The organism is Paenibacillus sp. OAS669, assembly GCF_014873645.1.
GTDB lineage: Bacteria > Bacillota > Bacilli > Paenibacillales > NBRC-103111 > Paenibacillus_S > Paenibacillus_S vulneris.
This window is the reverse complement of the sequence record NZ_JADBDR010000004.1, coordinates 108,862-125,381: the sequence shown is the minus strand read 5'-3', so window position 1 is coordinate 125,381 and position 16,520 is coordinate 108,862. Positions and strand designations below refer to the sequence as shown.

12 protein-coding genes are annotated in these 16,520 nt (G+C 45.8%); 9 read left to right on the top strand and 3 right to left on the bottom strand.

The window, feature by feature from the left end; all coding sequences use genetic code 11:
* Positions 1-105: 105 nt before the first annotated feature.
* Genes GGC63_RS11020 through GGC63_RS10995 form a run of 6 tightly spaced genes read left to right on the top strand, consistent with a single transcriptional unit; the run spans position 106 to position 9,807 of the window.
* Complete coding sequence (locus GGC63_RS11020; RefSeq protein ID WP_192702372.1) at positions 106-1,689, top strand: extracellular solute-binding protein; 1,584 nt, start codon at positions 106-108, stop codon at positions 1,687-1,689.
* 27 nt (positions 1,690-1,716) lie between these two features.
* Positions 1,717-2,673, top strand: coding sequence for an ABC transporter permease (locus GGC63_RS11015; protein ID WP_192702371.1), 957 nt, complete (start codon positions 1,717-1,719; stop codon positions 2,671-2,673).
* 13 nt (positions 2,674-2,686) lie between these two features.
* A complete protein-coding gene (locus GGC63_RS11010; protein WP_192702370.1) occupies positions 2,687-3,580 on the top strand; it encodes a carbohydrate ABC transporter permease in 894 nt (297 codons plus the stop codon).
* A 25-nt stretch (positions 3,581-3,605) separates the two neighbouring features.
* Positions 3,606-5,621, top strand: coding sequence for an alpha-L-arabinofuranosidase C-terminal domain-containing protein (locus GGC63_RS11005; protein WP_225948122.1), 2,016 nt, complete (start codon positions 3,606-3,608; stop codon positions 5,619-5,621).
* 13 nt (positions 5,622-5,634) lie between these two features.
* Complete coding sequence (locus tag GGC63_RS11000; protein WP_225948121.1) at positions 5,635-8,007, top strand: family 43 glycosylhydrolase; 2,373 nt, start codon at positions 5,635-5,637, stop codon at positions 8,005-8,007.
* A gap of 36 nt (positions 8,008-8,043) precedes the next feature.
* Positions 8,044-9,807, top strand: coding sequence for a glycoside hydrolase family 2 protein (locus GGC63_RS10995; RefSeq protein WP_192702369.1), 1,764 nt, complete (start codon positions 8,044-8,046; stop codon positions 9,805-9,807).
* A 133-nt stretch (positions 9,808-9,940) separates the two neighbouring features.
* On the opposite strand, the gene cyoE is transcribed toward GGC63_RS10995, so the two are convergent.
* Entirely contained in the window at positions 9,941-10,858 is a 918-nt protein-coding gene (cyoE, locus tag GGC63_RS10990; RefSeq protein WP_192702368.1) for a heme o synthase, read from the bottom strand.
* A gap of 102 nt (positions 10,859-10,960) precedes the next feature.
* Between cyoE and GGC63_RS10985 the strand changes: the two genes are divergently transcribed.
* Positions 10,961-11,587, top strand: coding sequence for a TetR/AcrR family transcriptional regulator (locus GGC63_RS10985; RefSeq protein WP_192702367.1), 627 nt, complete (start codon positions 10,961-10,963; stop codon positions 11,585-11,587).
* A gap of 232 nt (positions 11,588-11,819) precedes the next feature.
* Here GGC63_RS10985 and GGC63_RS10980 read toward each other — a convergent pair whose 3' ends face one another.
* Together GGC63_RS10980 and GGC63_RS10975 are read right to left on the bottom strand one after the other, a co-directional pair.
* The gene (locus tag GGC63_RS10980) at positions 11,820-12,866 is read right to left on the bottom strand and encodes a DUF5643 domain-containing protein (protein ID WP_192702366.1); all 1,047 of its coding nucleotides are present in this window, start codon (positions 12,864-12,866) and stop codon (positions 11,820-11,822) included.
* Positions 12,859-13,407 (bottom strand): sigma-70 family RNA polymerase sigma factor, encoded by a 549-nt coding sequence (locus GGC63_RS10975; RefSeq protein WP_225948144.1) that lies wholly within the window; start codon positions 13,405-13,407, stop codon positions 12,859-12,861. The genes GGC63_RS10980 and GGC63_RS10975 overlap by 8 nt, the downstream gene beginning before the upstream one ends.
* Before the next feature lie 344 nt (positions 13,408-13,751).
* On the opposite strand from GGC63_RS10975, the gene GGC63_RS10970 reads away from it, so the two are divergent.
* Together GGC63_RS10970 and GGC63_RS10965 are read left to right on the top strand one after the other, a co-directional pair.
* Positions 13,752-14,861, top strand: a complete 1,110-nt coding sequence (locus tag GGC63_RS10970) for an alpha/beta hydrolase (protein WP_192702364.1) — start codon at positions 13,752-13,754, stop codon at positions 14,859-14,861.
* Between the two features lie 188 nt (positions 14,862-15,049).
* Positions 15,050-16,291, top strand: a complete 1,242-nt coding sequence (locus GGC63_RS10965; RefSeq protein ID WP_192702363.1) for a hypothetical protein — start codon at positions 15,050-15,052, stop codon at positions 16,289-16,291.
* Positions 16,292-16,520 lie beyond the last annotated feature (229 nt).

The following is a 16,520-nucleotide window of genomic DNA, read 5'->3' as shown; positions in this document are numbered from 1 at the left end:
CATATATTTAGAACCGCCGAGTGAAGAGCAGGCACTATAATAAGATCAGACCTAGAAAGCGCTTACTTATCTAGGGTGATAATCAACGATCGGAGGAACAAAGGTATGAAAAGAAATTGGGGGACGGTAGTGCTTTCCACCTTAGTAGTTTCCGGATTGACACTGACTGCATGCAGCTCGGATGCCCCGGGCAAAGAGAAAGCGGATGGCTCCAACGCAGATGCTGCGAAAGGCGTCTCTTCGGCTGGTTTTCCTATAGTGAAAGAGCCGATTAAGCTGAAAATGTTCACAAGAATTGCGCCGACCAACGGGCCGTTCAAGGAGATGCCGGTGTTCCAGGATTATGAAAAAATGAGCAATGTTCAGGTGGAGTTTATCGAAGCGCCGACAGACGGGTTTAATGAGAAAAAGAACCTGCTGTTCGCATCGAACGAGCTCCCGGATGCTTTCTATCGCTCAGGCCTAACTCCATTAGAGGCTATTCGCTATGGCTCCGGAGGACAACTAATCCCGCTTGAGAAGCTGATCGACTCGTACGCTCCAAACCTTAAAAAGCTGATGGACACGTATCCGGAGATCCGTTCAGCCATTACGACGCCTGAAGGCCATATTTATGCCATCCCTGGGATTGTAACCGTTAACTCTGCCAGGACGGATAAAAGATGGATGAATCAAGGATGGCTGAAGAAGCTGAATCTGAAGGAGCCTGAGACCACAGATGAACTGTACGAGGTGCTGAAGGCTTTTCGGGATAAAGATCCTAATGGCAACGGTAAGCCAGACGAGATTCCAATGACGGCACGCAACGGCTTAAGCATCGTCCCTATTATGGCGGGATCTTTTGGCCTGGATTTCCAGCTAGGCTATAACATCAACCTGGAGAATGACAAGGTTAACATCTGGATGGGGAATGACCGGAATAAAGAGCTGTTGATGTATTTGAATAAGCTGTATTCGGAAAAGCTGCTCGATCAGGAGCTCTTTACGCAGAAGGAAGCTCAATATCTTGCCAAGCAGGGCACAGGGAATACCGGATTCTTCTTTGATCAGACGAACAACCCTATGCTGGATACCAAAGTGGCGGATCAATATATCGGGATAGCTCCGGTCAAAGGGCCTCACGGGGACAGACTGCAGCTGGCCGCTCCGGTACCGCGGGATTTTGGAGCTTTTGCCATTACCTCGGTTAACAAGTATCCGGAAGCAACGATGCGCTGGATCGATTATTTCTACGGCGACGAGGGCTCCACTTTATTGCGCTTCGGACGTAAAGGCGACAATTATGAGCTGAAGGACGGGATTCCCTTCTACACGGATGCTTTCTTGGCAACTGGGAATCAATCCAAAATCACCCCTTATGCCGGGGGCGGGGCACCGCATCTGATCAGTGAAAAGGTCGCTTCCTACATTAACCCACCGCAGGTGCAGGAGGCCCAAAAGAAGCTGGATCCGTACATGCCGAAGATTCGCTATGCTGCGCCGATGTTCGACGAAGATACCGCTCAAAAAATCAACGTGCTGCGCAATGATATCGATAAATATTACGAGGAGCAGAGCACCAAGTTTATAGCAGGCGCCCTAAGCTTCGACAAGTGGGGAGAATTCCAGGCTACGCTGAAGAAAATGAAGATTGACGAGCTGCAAAAGCTGTATCAGGACGCTTACGATAACCTCAAAAAGCAAAAATAAGTTCATAAGATGGTTGGAGGGCTACAGATGAAGACTACAGCCAATACAGCCGGCGTTGCGTCTCGATCCAGATCGAGGCGCTCCAGCCTCTGGAGAGCTATGGCGAGCCGATACGATCTCTACCTTATGCTGCTCGTTCCTATCCTATGGTACCTTGTGTTCCATTATGGGCCGCTGTACGGATTGCAAATCGCATTTAAGAATTTCAGCCCGGCCAAAGGGATCATAGGCAGCAAATGGGTGGGGTTAGATCATTTCGAGCGTTTTATAGAATCTTACTATTTCTGGAGATTGTTGTGGAACACAGTGTCGATCAACTTATTCTCCTTGCTGTTTGCATTTCCAATTCCGATTTTACTCGCATTGTTGATTAATGAAATCCGCAGCAAAGCATACAGCAAGATTGTGCAGAACGTCACCTACATTCCTCATTTTATTTCCGTCGTCGTGATGGTGGGCATGCTGATGCTGTTTTTTTCTCCGCGAGGAGGTCCTGTGAATGCGATCATTGAGGCGTTCAGAGGAGACCCGGTTCGATTTCTGGATTCGGCTGCTTGGTTTAAGCCTCTTTTTATCGGCTCGAATATATGGCAAAACATGGGGTGGCAATCGATTATATATATTGCGGCTCTGAGCGGGGTCAACCCGCAGTTATATGAGGCGGCCAAGATGGACGGAGCAAGCCGGCTGCAGCGGATATGGCATGTGTCCATTCCGGGTATTCTACCTGTTATCGTGATCCTGCTGATCCTAGATGTAGGGCATTTTATGAATGTCGGCTTCGAGAAAATTTTGTTAATGCAAAATAATCTGAATCTGGAATCGAGCGATGTCATCTCCACCTTCGTCTACTCAACGGGGATTCTAAAAGGAGAGTACAGTTACACGGCGGCCATCGGCTTGTTTAATTCCGTCGTTAACTTGGTACTGCTGGTACTCGTCAATCGCTTTGCCCGTAAGAAGGCGGAGACAAGCTTATGGTAAGGAGGTGCATAGGGTGAGAGAACTAGTACTCAGGAAAAGGAACTCGGATGAAGCCATATTCGATACTGTCGTCAACCTATTGGCGGGCCTCATATTGATTGTCGTGCTGTATCCGTTGTTATTTATTGTCAGCGCCTCCTTTAGCGATCCTGCATTGGTACTGAATGGGGAAGTATTTTTGCTGCCCAAGCAGGTGACTCTGGAGGCCTATCGGAATGTACTTCAGAACGATCAAATTTGGAACGGATACGGGAATACGATTCTCTATACGGTGGTAGGTACGGCGGTCAATCTTGTTATGACGACGTTAGCGGCCTACCCGTTATCAAGACCGGACCTCCCCGGGCGGGGTGTCATTATGTTTTTTGTCACGCTGACGATGTTTTTTAGCGGGGGACTCATTCCATCGTATCTCCTAGTTAAAAATCTCGGCATGGTGGATACGATGTGGGCGCTGATCATCCCGGGGGCTATCGCCACTTATAATTTGATAGTCATGAGAACGTATTTTCAATCCAGCATCCCTTGGGAAATCCAGGAAGCCGCCCATATCGACGGCTGCTCGAACTGGAAGCTGCTGACCCATGTCATCCTGCCGCTTTCCAAACCGATTCTGGCGGTGATGGTGCTGTTTTATGCTGTTGGTCATTGGAATTCCTTTTTCAATGCCCTCATCTATATCCGCAGTAAGGATATGTATCCGTTACAGCTCGTGCTGCGCGAGGTGCTGCTGATTAGCCAGGCGGATGCCGTGGACAGCAATGTAGGATTGGAATCGAAAGTACTGCTCGCCGAGAGCATAAAATATGTGGTCATCATTATTTCCAGCTTGCCGGTCCTGTTGATGTATCCGTTTGTGCAAAGACATTTCGTCAAGGGCGTTATGATCGGTTCTTTAAAAGGATAATGGAAGGAAGGATGAATGGAGTTCTATGATGCAATCAAAAGCTAAAATAAAGTTGGATACAAATCAAATCGGCAAAGATCGAATCAATCCGTATTTATTCGGTCATTTTGTAGAAGACATTCGTGATCATATGGATGCTATGCTGGCGTATCCTTTATCGGATATGGATTTTGAAAGCACGGATGCTTCGTACCGGGGGCTTGCCGGATGCTGGCGTCCTTTTACGAACGGGAAAAGCACCGTCTATGCGCTTGAACCGGCTGCTGCCCGTCATTCTGGCCATAGTCAGCTGGTGCGGAGCTTTAGCGATGACGAGGCGTATGCAGGCATTAGCCAAAGTATTGCTGTGAGAGAAGATCGGAATGGTTATCATCTGAAGCTGTATGCAAGAGCTTCTATCGAGATCAAATGGCTCGTAGCCGAGATCGTGGATAAGCAGAGCGAAGAGGTGCTCGGTTCGACGCGATTGGACCTGGTCAGCCATAACTGGGCGCACTATGAGTCTAGCATCAAGGTGTCACGTGATTGCGAGCATGCGGAGTTCAGGCTGTACGTTCCTTCGGAGCATGAGCGTTGGATGGATCATGTATCGACGGGGATGCTGTGGATCGACCATGTATCCCTCTTGCCTTCGGACAGTGTAGGCAATGTCCGTAAGGAAGTCATCGATATGACCAGAGACTTGAATGCCGGCATGATGCGGCTCGCAGGCAATTATATTAGCGCCTACCATTGGCAGCAGGCGATCGGTCCTGTATATGAGCGGCCTTGCGTAATCAATGAGGCATGGGGCGGATGGACGAATAAATATTTTGGCACGGATGAGTTTATCCGATTTTGTCGCGAGCTGGAGGTGGAGCCGCTGATTTGTGTCAACGATGGATCGGGTACGCCGGAGGAAGCGGCCGAGTGGGTGGAATACTGCAACGGAGCTGCCGATACGCCTATGGGCAGGCTGAGAGCCGCCAACGGTCACGTCGAGCCGTATGGGGTGAAATATTGGGAGATTGGCAACGAGGTATGGGGAGCGTGGCAGGTCGGCCATTGCAGCGCAGAGCAATTTGCGGAACGCTGCGTGCGGTTTGCCCAAGCCATGAAGGCTGTTGATCCCGAGATTACGCTCATGGCATGTGGGGATGTCAAGATGGATTGGAACCGGACTTTGCTCGAACGGGCTGCCGAGTATTTCGATATCATCACGCTGCATTTATATCACGGTTATGGCCGTTTTGGGATGAATGAGCGTACGCCAAAGGAAGACCGTTATAAGGCTATGGTCACTTATCCGGAATGGACGAAAGATACTTTGGAGAAATTGAGGGAATTGCTCGGATCCTCTGATCGGTACATTCATCTGAAAGTGGCGATCACGGAATACAACACGATGTATTATCCGAATACCGTCCGTAAAGGGCTTCCTAATGAACATACTCTCGAGGCTGCTGTCGCGAATGCCGCCAATTTGAATGAATTTATTCGAAATTGCGATTTGGTCGAAATCGGCAGCTTCTCCGATCTGGTCAACGGCTGGCTCGGAGGATGTATCCGTGTAGGAGATACCTTCGCGGATCAGTTTCGCGGCAAAGCTCCGGGCTGGAGCGGTAAATCTCTGACCGTGTACGGGACTCCAAGCTATTATGTTATGACAATGTATGCGAGCAGAGACTTGGCCTATGTGGTAGAGAGCCATACGGAATGCGGCAGCTTTGAGGTTCATAGCCCTCTATCCGAAGCACCTCGGTTGAGCGGCCTGCCAAATTTGGATGTTGTCGCTTGTGTGAATGGCGAGGGGGATAAGCTGACGGTATTTATCGTTAACCGCAGTCTTGAGGAGACGATCACCGAGGTGCAGCTGGGCGGATTTGCGGCATCGGGGACAGCTCAGCTGTTGGAACTGACCGCGGACGATTATGAAAGCATCAATAGTGTGCACAATCCAAATCACGTTGTCTGTGTGCCCCAAGAAATACCATTTTCTAACAATCAAGTGATTTGCCGTTTGAAGGCGTCTTCCGTCTACGTCTTGGAACTATCACGTTAACAGGTCGTGACCCATGGAAAGGATGGTACGGATCAAGAAAGCAGGGCTCATTATCGGAGCTGCGGTTGTCATTCTTCTGTTTATTTGGATGATGATGATCCAGCCTTGGGAAAAGAAAGGAGCGGATCGAATGCCTCTATCCATGCAGCGGACGTATGAGAATCCGTTCACATTGGATCAGGAATGGGAGGATTACGGGATCGGCGATCCCTATGTTCTCCGTTATGACGGCAAATATTATCTGTATTGCAGTACGAAAGACCGCAGAGTCGGGATCAAGGCTTGGAGCTCCGATGATCTTGTGAGTTGGCGCTACGAAGGCCTGGTGACGGAAGAGCCCGTTAGCGTTGGTGCCTATGCGCCGGAGGTTGTCTATTGGAACGGCGCGTTCTATATGTACACGTCTCCGGCGGGCAAAGGCCATTACGTCCTGCAAAGCGACAAGCCGACGGGTCCTTTTGTGCAGAAGACGGATAATCTCGGCTTGACGATCGATGGCTCCGTCTTTATCGATGACGATGAGAAATGGTATTTCACACACGCCAAATTCGGGGGCATCATGGCGAGCTCTATGACCGATCCGTACACGATCGAACCGGGCAAGCAGTTAAACGCTTCGCTCGGGCATTGGACCGAGGGGTCGATGATTATTAAGCGCAACGGACGCTATTTCATCACCTTCACCGGTAATCACGTGTTCAGCAAAGGATACCGCGTTAACTACGGAGTGTCTCATGATTCTCCGACAGGAATCTATACGATACCGGAGAACAATCCGATCCTGATCTCCACGGACAACGACTTCAATGGTCTCGGCCACAGCGCAACCGTCATGGGCCCGAATCTAGATTCCTATTATATGGTTTACCATAATCTGATCGGTCGTTCCGCGGAAGGACCGCCGGTACGCAAGCTGAACATGGATCGCCTCGTATTCAACGGCGATAAGATGTCGGTGCTTGGGCCGACACATGGAACCCCGCAGGAGGCTCCGGAACCTCCGGTATTCCAGGATCGGCCGGGTGCTGTGCCTTCCCCAGATAAGTGGGAGCCGGCTGCTCAACCTGGTGGCGGTGAGATTCTGGTGAGCCGAGCTAGCACAGGCAGCCGTTACACTGCGGAATACAGCTTTAGCTTGGAGCAAGCTCCGAATACCGGGATAGCGTATTCGTTGGATGTATTGTTTGCTTATGCGGACTCGGCAAATTACCGAATGGCCCGGGTGGATGCGAAGACGATGCAGCTGACGTTAATCGATCGTGTGAACGGTGTCGAGTCAGCTTCTGCTGTGATTCCGCTGCCCAAGGGTACTGACTTGACCAAGCTGCATACGGTTCGTATCGAATCGGATTCAAGCGGCACAAAGCTTTACTGGGACGGGCTGCTGAAGATAGAGCAAGCTGTAATGGCCGTAAAGCCCGGCCGCATCGGCTATGCTTGGCCGCGTGGAGCGAAGCCGGAGCTGCACTATACCGCCTTCTCTAACGAAGCGGGCGGCAGCAGCGATTCGAAGGCGATCAAGCCATTGCCGGGGACGCTGGAGACTGTTCATGGTGTAAGAGAAGGCAATGCAGTTGTTCGTTCGGGGATAACATCCGATGGCAGCGATGCTGTAATCATGACCGACAAGGGCGACAGCCTCTCGTTCCCGGTGAATCCGCGCCAGGACGGCTCTTATCTGCTATCCGTTAACGCTTCCAGATCCTCAGCGGGATCTACGCTGGTGATTGAAGCGGGCGAATCGACGCAGGAAATCAAGCTGGATGCTACCTTATTCGCGGAGGATTCGGACTGGACGAAGGTGCCGCTAACCAAGCTTGAGATGAAGGCCGGGCCGCAATGGATGACCCTTCGCCTCAAGAAGGGCGAAATGGCGTTAAGGTATGTGGAAGCGAGTCTGACGGAGCCTGTACCGAAGCAGCAATCTGTTATCAAGCCGTCGGAAGTCGGCATGGCCAACCGATTCGGCGGGAATCCGCGTTGGTCGGACTATACGGTAAGCTTCGATGTAACCCTTAAAGAAGCTGTAAAGGACGAGTTGGGAGTTCTGCTGCGAACGTCCAACGAGTCTGAATTCCGCGATCAGGTTAAAGATGCTTACATGGGCTATGCCCTTGTATTTCGGGGTGACAGGGTCGTTCTGACACGCGTGAGCTACGAGAATTCAGCGGAACAAGCGTCCGGCGCTCTTGCCTTTCAGGCTGGACAGACCCGCCGGGTTACCGTAAAGCTGAAGGGAGCTTCGATTGCGGTTTACTCCGACGACAGCAAGGAGCCGATTTTGAAGTGGACGGACCCGCATGCGTTCCTTGTAGGCCGGGTAGGGCTGCGGGGCGCTTCGACAGCCTGGACGGTCTCGCCGCTTACCGTTACAGAGAACCAATAACATAACAGCTTGAGCTAAAGGAGCGATAGAAAGCAGATGACAACCAAAAAGTATATAAAAAATTATCCAAGGCCTCAATTTGTGAGAGAGAATTGGGTCGACCTGAACGGTGAATGGCGCTTCGGCTTCGACGATACACTCTCCGGTGAAGCCGAGGGCTGGCAGCGAAGCTTCAAGGGGGATCGATCCATTATCGTCCCCTTCACATACGAGACGAAGGCGAGCGGTATCGGTGAAGAAGCTCATCACCCATGCGTCTGGTACAACCGATCATTGGACATTCCTTCGGAGGCCACAGGCAAGCGCATCCTTTTGCATTTTCAAGCGGTCGATTATATAGCCAAAGTATGGGTGAACGGTGAATACGTCGGAGGGCATCAGGGCGGCTATTCGGCATTTTCATTTGACATCACGCCATACGTAACGTTCGGGGCGCCGAATGAGCTTACGGTTAAGGTAGAGGATAGTAAGGACGCTACGCAGCCGCGCGGAAAGCAGCGCTGGGTGGATGATAATTTCGAATGCTTCTATGTGCAGACGACGGGGATCTGGCAATCCGTTTGGCTTGAATACGTGGAGCAGGAATACGTCGATTCGGTAAAAATCACACCGGACCTCGATTCCAATACCGTGAAATTCGAGTATCAGGTCAAAGGAGAGCTGCGAGCAGATAGTGCGCTTCGGCTGGAAACGATCATCACCATGAAAGGCCGGCAGGTCAAACAGGCAAGCCTGACGATCGACCGCCCTTGGCTGGCGCTAGAGGTTGACCTCGTTCATGAAATGAACGGACCGTGGAAGCGCTGCTACTGGTCGCCCGCTCATCCGAATCTGTACGATGTGGAGTTTATTCTGTACCGCGACGACGAAGTGATTGACCATGTCTACTCCTATTTCGGCATGAGAAAGATCTCCATTGAGAAGGACAAAGTGCTGCTTAACAATGTACCGATCTACCAACGGCTGCTGCTCGATCAAGGCTATTGGCCGGACAGTCATTTGACGCCTCCATCCGAGGAAGCGCTGATCGAGGACATCGAGCTGCTTCTTAAGATGGGATATAACGGTGTCCGCAAGCATATGAAGGTGGAGGACGCACGCTTCCTGTATTGGTGCGATGTCAAAGGCGTTCTTGTCTGGTCCGAGATGGCGGCCACCTTCGAGTTTAACGATAAGGCGGTGCAAAATTTCACAACCGAGTGGATGGAGGTTGTCCGCCAGCAGTATAATCATCCCTCCATCATTACCTGGGTTCCTTTCAATGAATCCTGGGGCATTATGAACATATTCAAGGACCGCCGGCAGCAGCAGTTTACCGAGGCGATCTATCATCTGACCAAAGCATTCGACCCGAACCGTCCGGTCGTAACGAATGACGGTTGGGAGCATACCGTGTCCGATATTTTGACGTTGCATGATTATGTTGAGAGGAAGGAGCAATTCCTGAACCGCTATGCCGGTAAGGAGGACATCGTCAACAACCGGAAAACGTTTAACCGCTGGAAATACGCTTTCGCGGACGGCTACAGCTATCAAGGGCAGCCGATTATCATCAGCGAATTCGGCGGCATCGCCTTCAAGTCCGACAAAGGCTGGGGCTACGGCGGGCAGGTGGCTTCGGAGGAGGCGTTCCTGGAACGGTTCCGCGGCATTCACGAAGCGATCAAACAGACGGATTATATCGTAGGGTACTGCTATACCCAGATTACCGACGTCCAACAAGAGGTGAACGGGCTCTTGACGGAGGAGCGTAAGCCGAAGGTGCCGATGGAAAAGATCAGGGAAATTAACCTCTCCTAACGAGTAACAACCGATTCTAATGGGCTAGCTGCAAAATCACCTTTTTCTGACCTACGGGACAGAGGGAGGTGATTTCGCTCTAAGAGGCTTACTTGATTGATTTTCATCATTCTCTCTATCCGTAGCAGCAATTTTATAAATCAAAAATAATACCCATAAGGGAATAAATAATGACAGTTGAAAAAAGAATTGTCATATAGATCAGGGAATATACAAACATTGATTTTGCCCACTTCTCCGAATCCATCCTCTGGTAACCGAAAATACTTAAACCAAGCCATATAAGACTTAAAAGGAGTGCCACTAACATAAGTCCAATGCTTAAAGAACTAAAAAGAAAACTTATTATAATTAATACAATTAAATAAATGTTAGTTTGCAAATATGTCCTCTTGATTCCTTTTACAACTGGCAACATAGGAACCTTTGCAGCCTTATATTCATTGTGTTTCCTAATAGCTATTGAATAGAAATGTGGCATTTGCCAAATAACTGTGATGACAAACAGTCCGAGGATCGCGGGATGTGTGATGTCTGGATGAATAGCAGCCCATCCAATGAGAGGCGGCATCGCTCCAGATATACCTCCAATTTCTGTATTGTAAACAGTTCTTCTCTTACTCCACATCGTATAGGGGAAAATATAAAAAAATAAACCTGCGAAGCCTAGGATTGCAGCTAAATGAGTTGTTAATGCTAAAGAAATAATTCCGAAAATAGACATGAAGATACCAAGCCATAATACTGTATTAGGATTTATTTCTCCCGTCACGGTTGGTCTGTTTTTGGTTCTCTGCATAATGGAATCAATGTCTCGGTCATACAAATTATTAAAGGCTCCTGCTGCTCCTATTACTAAAATAGAACCTATAAAAGCAAATAGTATCTCAGGCAATTTTTCAATTATACTGATTTTATATGTATACAATGACAATGTTAATCCAGCAAACATTGGAATCAGATTTGATTTTATAATCCCTGTTTTAACTGTTTGAGCCAAAATATTGGTTAAAGACTTACTTTGGCTTATAAGGTTTTCCTTCTCTCCCATTGTTTTCTTCTCCTTTATTTGCGGATACTTAACAGAATTTATATACTAAATGGTATATTAATTCCATATGGTATGGTTGTCAAGAAAAGGAGGAAGAGGAGCTTGCTTAGACGAAGACTATCGCAAAAGGAGCGAAAAGAGGAAACACGGAAATTGCTTTTAGAGTCTGCTGTTCAAATTTTCGCCGAGTTTGGCTTTCATGGGGCTTCTGTTGACAAAATTGCAGAGCATGCTGGATTTAGTAAAGGGGCTTTTTATGCTAATTTTAATTCCAAGGAAGAGCTCTTTCTGGCTCTATTGGAAAAACAAATGCAATTACATGTAGACAAGATCCATCAAGTAATAGACCAACAGCATCCACTTTCACACTTTATAGAAAAATTGGACCAATACCCCATTTATATTAGGGAAGAAAATCGAACGTGGAGTATGCTTAATATGGAATTTCTTCTTTTTGCGATGAGAGATGAGTCAGTCCGATATAAATGGTCGAATATGATAACCCAATCAGTGGAACAAATATCCCAATCTATTGAAAAGTTGATGAAGAAAGAGAATTATGAGTTTGGTCTTTCGTCAGAAGAAATTGCATGGACTATTCTTTCATTAGAAAACGGCATGGCTATATTTAGTTATATTAGTCAAGATAATGTTCCACCTAATTTATTCGGAAAAGCATTAAAAAATATGTTCATGCCCCACAAAAAGGATTGTAGCTATATGGATTAAATAAATCAATCAAATAACTTTTAAGGATCAGTGGAATTGTTCAATTAGACTATACTCAGTTATTAAAAAACTTCAAATGGTAAAAAAGAACAATTCCACACCATGAATTAATCCGAATACCCCAGTACTAGATTAATTGAAGGAAGTCTTGAATATGAAGACTGGGGCACGTAGCCCCAGCGGGGAGCGTATTTATGAATTCGTTTATTAATCACCACAGTCTTTGTGTGGGCTATTTTTGCAATGGAACCTTGAACACATAAGGTTCAAGTGCTTCTCCGCGAGCATAGGTAACTGATTCATCCTTCTTATAAATAACTTCACGCTGCGGGATTATAACGAGTTCCTTTGGTATATCCTTTGGCGTACGCAAGTATTCAATCGAAAATCTGTATTTCCTCCGGTTGTCTTCAACCTCCTCATCTTCATTACCAACAAAGACCATTCCCCTCCCCATCATAAAGCCCTTGTCATCTTCCACTTGTATGATTCTAATTGCAAACGGATCAGTAAACGAGTAATTCACAGGCGCAATAAATTCAAAATCGATTGTGGTGCTTAGGGGTGTCATCAATACCCGTGCTACTTTAATAGAAATTCCGTCTACCTCATGAGAAATCCCAGGTTTAAAGTCTTGGGTCACTTGATCTGTAATTTGACGTGAAACCGGTAATTCAATTGACCAATTTCCTTGGATGTCTCCGATCCGATCTACCTTAATCGTTAATAAAAATTGCTCAGGCAAAGGGACGGCAGAGCCCTCTTCATATCCATAATTGCTGTGATAATAAATAATCCCTCCATACCGACCATCCTTTAGATCGTGAAAATCGCCCCCAGAGTGAAATGACAATCTTTTCCCATCGATAAACAATTGGATGTCGTTTGTGTTCAGCATTGTTCTTGATTCCGCTTCTTTCGTAAACGATTGCACCATGTCGAAAGTAAGTGTACTTTGGTCCACATATAAGTTTTCAACATTAAGTTTTATGCCTTGATGAAGAGACTCTTTAGCAACATGGGTAACTAAACCTTTATCCACGACCTGCTCAAACATTTCTGTCCGTAAAAGGTTAAATACATAAGCAAATACTTTGGATGATAGAGGAGTCATGAAGGTTACACTACAAATTAATAGAATTATACAGCTCACGACAATCCGTTTTTTATAACGCTTCACTACAAGTTCATGGGGCCTCACATCTATCTCCAATATAAGTCTGTGTTGTTTCAATCTGTTCGCACTTTGTTTTAAGAGCTCATCAAACTGGTCACTCATTTCGATCCTCTCCTTCCAGCATAACCTTTAGTTGTTCCTTTGCCCTTCGGAGACGAGATTTGGCCGCTTCATGGCTTATTTTAAGCACAGCGGAAATTTCCTGCAGAGTCATATTCTGATAGTAATGAAGCACAATCATCTCGCGATATTTAACAGATAGCCTCATCACCTTGTCCAGAATTCCAGTGTCGTCCAATGTGGAATACCCATCTCTTGTAGCCTCAGATACTGTGTTTATCCGATCATGCTCCCAAAACACGATTCTTTTCCAAAAGGCTGACCTAAGCACACTTTTACAGCGATTGATTGTACATACTTTAAGCCATTTGCGTAGAGTAGCCTGATCATTTTCGGGATTAATTTTATTATAGGCAATCATAAAAATTTCCTGAACGCAGTCTTGCGCAAGTTGGTAATCATTTAAATATGACATTGCCAAATGAAGCAGTTCGCTTTGATATTCTAATATCAACTGCTCTATTAATATTTCCCTTGCGCAATCTGCGTTTTTTGTATTAACGTTTAGTTTGGAATTAAACATACGACTCACCTACACCTCCTCCGTCATATAATACGTTTTAAGCATGGGAAAAAGGGTCATTAATGGTAATATTTTTCTAGGTCTCCCTCTTTCTTTTATTCTTAGGTATCAGAATAGTATTGAAGGGGTCAAACGCATTGCAAATTCATTAGTAATAAATCTTGAAACTTTACGTATGTGGTGGATTAAGTAATCCGCGGAGGAGAAGAAGAATGGGATAGAATCCCCTAAATAAGTAAAAATAAGCACATTTTCTGGGAATAATAGTAAATATTTTTTCGTCCATAAATAGGAAAAAATATCATAATGGATATGTGTGTAATTTCTTTTTCGGAGGCGAGAATGTGCATATCCATTTAAGAAGTTTCGTTTTGAGAATATTTATAATTTTTTCATTGATTTTCGGAATCTTAGGACTATCATGTTTTGCTATTACTCATACCTTAGCGATGTGGATTAAACAGTTTAAACAGATAAGGCTTGGATACTTAGACTTACTCGTCAAGTATTCTTTGGAAATTGAGTTAGCATCAATTCTGTTTGTTTTACTATCCTTAGTAGGCATTATGGTTATATCAAGTCGGTACAAAGTTCTAAAAATAAATTTAGCCCTTGCTATAGGATCAATTTCAATTATCTTGTTAGGAACATACGCCGTACTCTGTCTATTTATATATTTGAATCTAGACGAAGTATTAAATAGGAATAATGTCATTTTTCAACCTCATAAAGCTGAGAGAGTATTATCAGAGGCCATTCTTCAATCGACTTTATATGGTAATGTGGAGGAATTAAATATAACAACTCCAGATAACGTTATATTAAATGGCTGGCTTCTTAAAAATTCAGTCTCAGAAAAATCACCTTTAATTATTTACTTTGGAGGATCAGCAGAAGAAGTTTCCGATATTTTATTACAAGCTAAGCAATTACGTGGGTGGTCAGTTGCATTAATCAACTATAGGGGATTTGGATTAAGCGAAGGGTCTCCAAATCAAGAAAATGTATTTAATGATTCTACTTATATTTATGATTATTTAATGAAACGGTCAGATATTGATAGTGAAAGAATAGTTTCAATGGGCTATAGTCTTGGGACAGGTGTTGCAATTAATTTATCAAGCAAACGTGCAACAAAAGGAACGGTACTTGTCGCACCATACCACAATCGTTCAGATAAAATTAGGGATTTATTTCATTTGCCATATTTCCCGATGTCAATGATTCTAAAGCAACCCTTTAATTCTATATCGGTTGCTCCTAAGATAATGACTCCCTTACTTTGTCTTGTTGGAGATGAAGACAAGAATATCCCTAACGAAAGCTCAATGAAGCTTGTTAAGAAATGGGGAGGCAAAACGACAACAAAAACATTTAAAGCAGCAGATCATTTCTTTTTGTTTACGAATAATGATGCATGGGTCGAAATAAATAGTTTCTTATTGGACATATAGCGCCAAAATGGAACTTGATTAATAGCTCAATATTAAGACAGTCAAGTATTTAAACTTACTCGACTGTCTTTTTGTTTGTGGTCAATTTTGACTGTTACAATACTTTTATTTTCTACGGTTTAAGGACATGCCCCAATATGTAACTTTATGGTTAGCGGTGCGTCTATAGATTGAAGGAGATGGTCACCGTGAAAAAAAGACTTACGTTGTTATTGGCCGCATGTCTTACCGTTTGGGCTGGCACATTTCATACATCCCACGCGGAGGAGCAGCAGCGGCTTGCTGATTCTACCGATATGCCTTACGTTACGTTGCTTGACGATTTTAAGATCTATCCCACTGAGGAGACAAGGCCAGATGAAGCCATCGGTTCTATCAGTGCTATGCAGTCTGTCCATATGGCGCCTATACCTATTGACCGTTTGCTATACATAATGAACATGGAGAAAATTCCGGTCGAAACCTGGCTCGGCATCGCATGGATCAATCTGAAGGAAGGTTCTTATAAGTATGGTCATTTAACCCACAAGGAACAGACATTGAACCTGCTTGAAGCGAATACGCCCATCTATGACTTGCAAATGAAATCGACGGACATTACGCTCTCCCCTCAAAAGGTGGAAGCCATAGCCTCCATAGATGCGTGCGAACCCTATACCCCCTGTCGGACTAACGGGGATTGGTACAAATGGTATTTGATCCGTACCTCCTGGTCAGGCCAGAAATGGATTCGGCCGGACCATTATGCCGAGAAATACATCGGCAATCCGATTGAGGGCATGGTTCCTATAGCTGAAGAGAACACAGTATATTTATACCCCTTCGAGAGACCACTTAACGACGAGCCAAAGCTTGCACCCCAAGTGTTGAAACCAAAAGCAAAGTATACGGAATACTCACGGATGGCCCCACCATCGGTATGGTACCAGATAGAAACGGCCCAAGGACTCCGTTGGATTCAAGCGGATAAAAGCTATGGACTAGGGGTTGAAGTGACTCCGGTTGACCTTCAGCAGAGTATCCCAGTCCCATTCCATTACTACCAGACACCGTCATTTTATTATGCCAAGTCAATTGAACAATCTCCGCAAACCGTACATGCCATTGGGAAGATCGATCATTGGTACTTTGTCATTGACAATGATGGAAAAGGACAATGGGTCAATCCATCCAAAGAAATTGCCTCACGGATTACGGGTGATTATGACGAGGATGCCAAGCTTGGCGTGAAGCTTAGCGGCGAAAGTCTGGAGCTTAATGAATCATCCATTGCGTTCGATATTCCTTATGCGGATGAGGAGACCATGAACGGTGTCATGAACTTTGCTCCTCAGACGGTTATTGCCTCGAGATCGTGGTTGTCTCCGAACGGGGAGACATGGTACTACATCCATACATGGCAAGGAGCCAAATGGGTACTGCCCAAATGAACTGGGAAAAACAAGCGGTAGATGCAAAGGAACGCTATTGTATAGGCATCGTTCATCTGACGAGTATAAAGAACAAATCCGTTGCTCGTCATCAACTGGGAGCCGCTTATATATATCGAAGCCTTGAAGCAAACGATAGCCCAACTTATGCGGTATAGCCTGCGGCTATAACTAGATATAGTATAATCCAATTACTTTATAGCAACCAATCTGTGGTAAATTTCTTTAT

What these genes read in the sequence shown, in the direction of transcription:
- GGC63_RS11020 (WP_192702372.1), top strand. Translation starts at nt 106, where the DNA reads ATGAAAAGAAATTGGGGGACGGTAGTGCTTTCCACCTTAGTAGTTTCC.
- GGC63_RS11015 (WP_192702371.1), top strand. Translation starts at nt 1,717, where the DNA reads ATGAAGACTACAGCCAATACAGCCGGCGTTGCGTCTCGATCCAGATCG.
- GGC63_RS11005 (WP_225948122.1), top strand. Translation starts at nt 3,606, where the DNA reads ATGATGCAATCAAAAGCTAAAATAAAGTTGGATACAAATCAAATCGGC.
- GGC63_RS11000 (WP_225948121.1), top strand. Translation starts at nt 5,635, where the DNA reads ATGGAAAGGATGGTACGGATCAAGAAAGCAGGGCTCATTATCGGAGCT.
- GGC63_RS10995 (WP_192702369.1), top strand. Translation starts at nt 8,044, where the DNA reads ATGACAACCAAAAAGTATATAAAAAATTATCCAAGGCCTCAATTTGTG.
- cyoE (WP_192702368.1), bottom strand. Translation starts at nt 10,858, where the DNA reads ATGGGAGAGAAGGAAAACCTTATAAGCCAAAGTAAGTCTTTAACCAAT.
- GGC63_RS10980 (WP_192702366.1), bottom strand. Translation starts at nt 12,866, where the DNA reads ATGAGTGACCAGTTTGATGAGCTCTTAAAACAAAGTGCGAACAGATTG.
- GGC63_RS10975 (WP_225948144.1), bottom strand. Translation starts at nt 13,407, where the DNA reads ATGTTTAATTCCAAACTAAACGTTAATACAAAAAACGCAGATTGCGCA.